Source organism: Corynebacterium sp. HMSC034B08 (assembly GCF_001835805.1).
Taxonomy (GTDB): Bacteria; Actinomycetota; Actinomycetes; order Mycobacteriales; family Mycobacteriaceae; genus Corynebacterium; species Corynebacterium coyleae.
The window spans coordinates 1-2,803 of sequence record NZ_KV825884.1; the positions used below are offsets into that span (position 1 = coordinate 1).

Annotated in this window: 2 protein-coding genes and 1 pseudogene; 1 reads left to right on the plus strand and 2 read right to left on the minus strand. The window is 60.8% G+C overall.

Going from position 1 to position 2,803, the window contains the following annotated elements; genetic code table 11:
* Positions 1-1,438 (minus strand): HtaA domain-containing protein (locus HMPREF2656_RS00075; RefSeq protein ID WP_210400930.1); only part of this gene is annotated, 1,438 nt, incomplete at its 3' end.
* Between the two features lie 134 nt (positions 1,439-1,572).
* Between HMPREF2656_RS00075 and HMPREF2656_RS00080 the strand changes: the two genes are divergently transcribed.
* Positions 1,573-2,415 carry an HtaA domain-containing protein gene (locus HMPREF2656_RS00080; RefSeq protein WP_167617571.1) on the plus strand — a complete coding sequence of 281 codons (843 nt, stop codon included), beginning with the start codon at positions 1,573-1,575 and terminating at the stop codon, positions 2,413-2,415.
* A gap of 8 nt (positions 2,416-2,423) precedes the next feature.
* Here HMPREF2656_RS00080 and HMPREF2656_RS00085 read toward each other — a convergent pair.
* A pseudogene (locus HMPREF2656_RS00085) lies at positions 2,424-2,803 on the minus strand (glyceraldehyde-3-phosphate dehydrogenase); the annotation flags it as partial.

Consider the following 2,803-nt stretch of genomic DNA (forward strand, 5'->3'; position numbering starts at 1 on the left):
CCGGCTTGGTTTCCGGCTTGGTTTCCGGCTTGGTCTCGGGCTTGGTTTCAGCTGCCTGCTCCGCCTTCACAGCGTCTTTCGCAGCCTGCTCGGTTTCCTCCGCCTTGGCGATAGCCTTGTCTGCCGCAGTCTTAGCGGCCTCGGCCGCCGCCACAGCCGCATCAGATGTCGTTGCTGCCTGAGCCTTGCCAGCCTCGGCACTCGCGTTGGCTGCTTCCTGCTCTGCCGCTTCGAGGTTCTTCTTCAGCTCAGCCTTCTTCGCCTTATCCTTAACCTTGTTGATCTCCTCCTCAGCCTTGGTCACCGCAGCCGCCGCGCGCTCCGCATGGCCCTTCGCTGACTCCTGCGCTGCCGCCAACGCAGCAGCCTCGGCTGCCGCGGAATCACGCTCTTCCTTAACTACCGCAGATGCAGCGGCCTTGAGCTCTTCGGCGCCTTCGACCACCGAATCTGCCGCGGACTTGGCCGCTGCCGCTTCAGTTTTCGCCTGCTCACCAGTTCGAGCTTCCTTTGCGGCCTTCGCAGCATCTCGTGCAGCTTCAACCTTCTTTGCAAGAGCATCTGCCTTTGCCTGCAGCTCGGCCTTCTTCTCAGAGTCCTTGACCTTGGCAATTTCCTCCTTGGCGGCCTCCAGCGCCGCCTCCGCCCGAGCTACGTCGGCCTCAGACTTCCCGACAGCGTTCTCACGCTCAGTAATGGATTCCTGGGATTCGAAATCAACCTTGAGGTCAAGGAGTGCGTCCTCGTACTCGATCGGCTCGTAGAAGCCGATCAAGACCTTCTTGGCGCCCTCCTCGGTGAGCGTTGTTTTCACGCCGCTATCCTTCGTGACACCGTCCGGGGAAGTGTTGAACGTCTTGCCGGCGGCCGGGGTGATCGCCTCCGGGAGGGTGAAGGTAGCAAAGACAGCGTCATCGCCGCGTTCGTTGAGCGCGCTTCCGTCACCAGTGATGTTGGTGCCGCGCAACCAGTAATCAACGGAGATCTCGCCGGCGGTGCCATCGACGTGCACCTTCACATCGGAAAACTGGATATCCAGACCGTAGTCCTGCCCTTCCGGGGCGTGGGCCTTGTGGCCGGTCCACCGGACAGCACCGTCGAAAGCTAAGACACCCTTGCCATTGGCGTCCAACTTCGAGTTGGCCGGGTTGAATTTGAAGCCATACTTCAGGGGAACTTCGCTTGACTGGAAACGCTGCGTCGGAGGGTTGTACTCCAAGAAGCCGCCGAAGTTATTCAGATCGCCTGGTTCGGTAACCTCAACCTTGCCCTGTGCAATTGGGCCGGTGAGGTAGTTGGAAAAGCTGCGCTTGAGGTTCCAATCAAGGCGCGCATCTTGCAGATTTGGCAGCGCCTCAGCCGCGATCGCGGATGGCACCGGCACCGCCCCAGCAACGAGCGCAAAGGTAGCGGCGCTCACAAACAACTTCTTCCTCATTGAAGCTCCCTCCAAATAGACTATAGGTAAGCCTAAGCTAACCATAATGAGGTAAGCCTTACCATAGGGGGTATTGTCCAGAAACTTTCCAGAATTAAGGGCATGGTAAGTAAATGCAGGCTAACCTATTGAGCATGAGGAAAACTGCCGCCCTGTGCACTGCCACAACAGTCGTTTTGAGCGCACTGATTACCCCCGTTGCAAACGCGGAAACCCCCGTCGGATCAGGTGTAGAAGCCTCCGGCACCGTCACGTGGCCCATCAAGGCCTCGTTCCTACGCTATGTCCAAGGCATTGCCGGCGGCGAGATCCATACCGCCGGAGGAACCAAGGCAATCACTGACACAAAAGGCAAGGTGACTGGCTTCGAATTCCCAGTCAACCCGCGCAGCACCGTCGTTGAGCAGGATCGCACGGTCGTTGACTTGGAGGGCTCGCTGCACTTCTACGGCCACGCCGGTCTCGGCAAGGGCGGGACGTGGGGCCTGAATCTGCGTTACGACGATCTCAAGATCCTCGTGACCGAGTCGACCACCGCCGCCATCACCGCCGACTACATCGTCGAGGGAGGACTTCCCGGCGCCCGAGCCGAGCGAAAGGTCGCGGATGATGCCACTTTGGCCACGTTCACACTCCCCCGCCCCATCACTGCCACCGTCGGCGGTGGCTACACAGCAGAAGTGACTCCTACGCTCGCCGCTGGTGGCGCGGCGTCGCTGCTCAACTATGACGAGGGCACTACGCTTAACGACGGTCGTTTGAACCTCACCCTGGCGTTTCACTCCAAGGGATCGGCCCCCACCCCGACACTGTCTGAGGAGCAGCAGTTCAAAGCGCAGGGCAGCGCGGCTGCCGACGCGAAAACGATCGGCATCGCTGGTGCCCTGCTCGCTGTGCTTGCTTTGTTGGGCGCGGGCGCGGCGTGGTTCTCAGGCCTGATACCAGGCCTGCCGCCTGCACCCGCTCTTTCCCTGTAGCTGGCGCGCTACTGGATCTCAGCCGGATCCTTGCGCTCCGGGTACACCTTCGGGCGCACGCCCGCGATGTCCTCGACGACGCGAACCACCTGGTGGGAGTAGCCGTACTCGTTGTCGTACCAGACGTAGAGCACGAGGTGGTTGCCAGATGCGATGGTGGCCAGACCATCAACCACGGATGCGTGGGAGGTACCAAGCAGGTCCGTCGACACAACCTCAGGCGAGTAGATGTAGTCGAGCTGCTGGCGCAGGTTGGAGTGGGTGGACACACGGCGCAGGAAGGTGTTCACCTCGTCCTTGTTCACTTCCTTCTCCAGGTCCAGGTTGAGCACTGCCATGGACACGTCCGGGGTGGGCACGCGGATCGCGTTGCCGGTGAGCTTGCCCT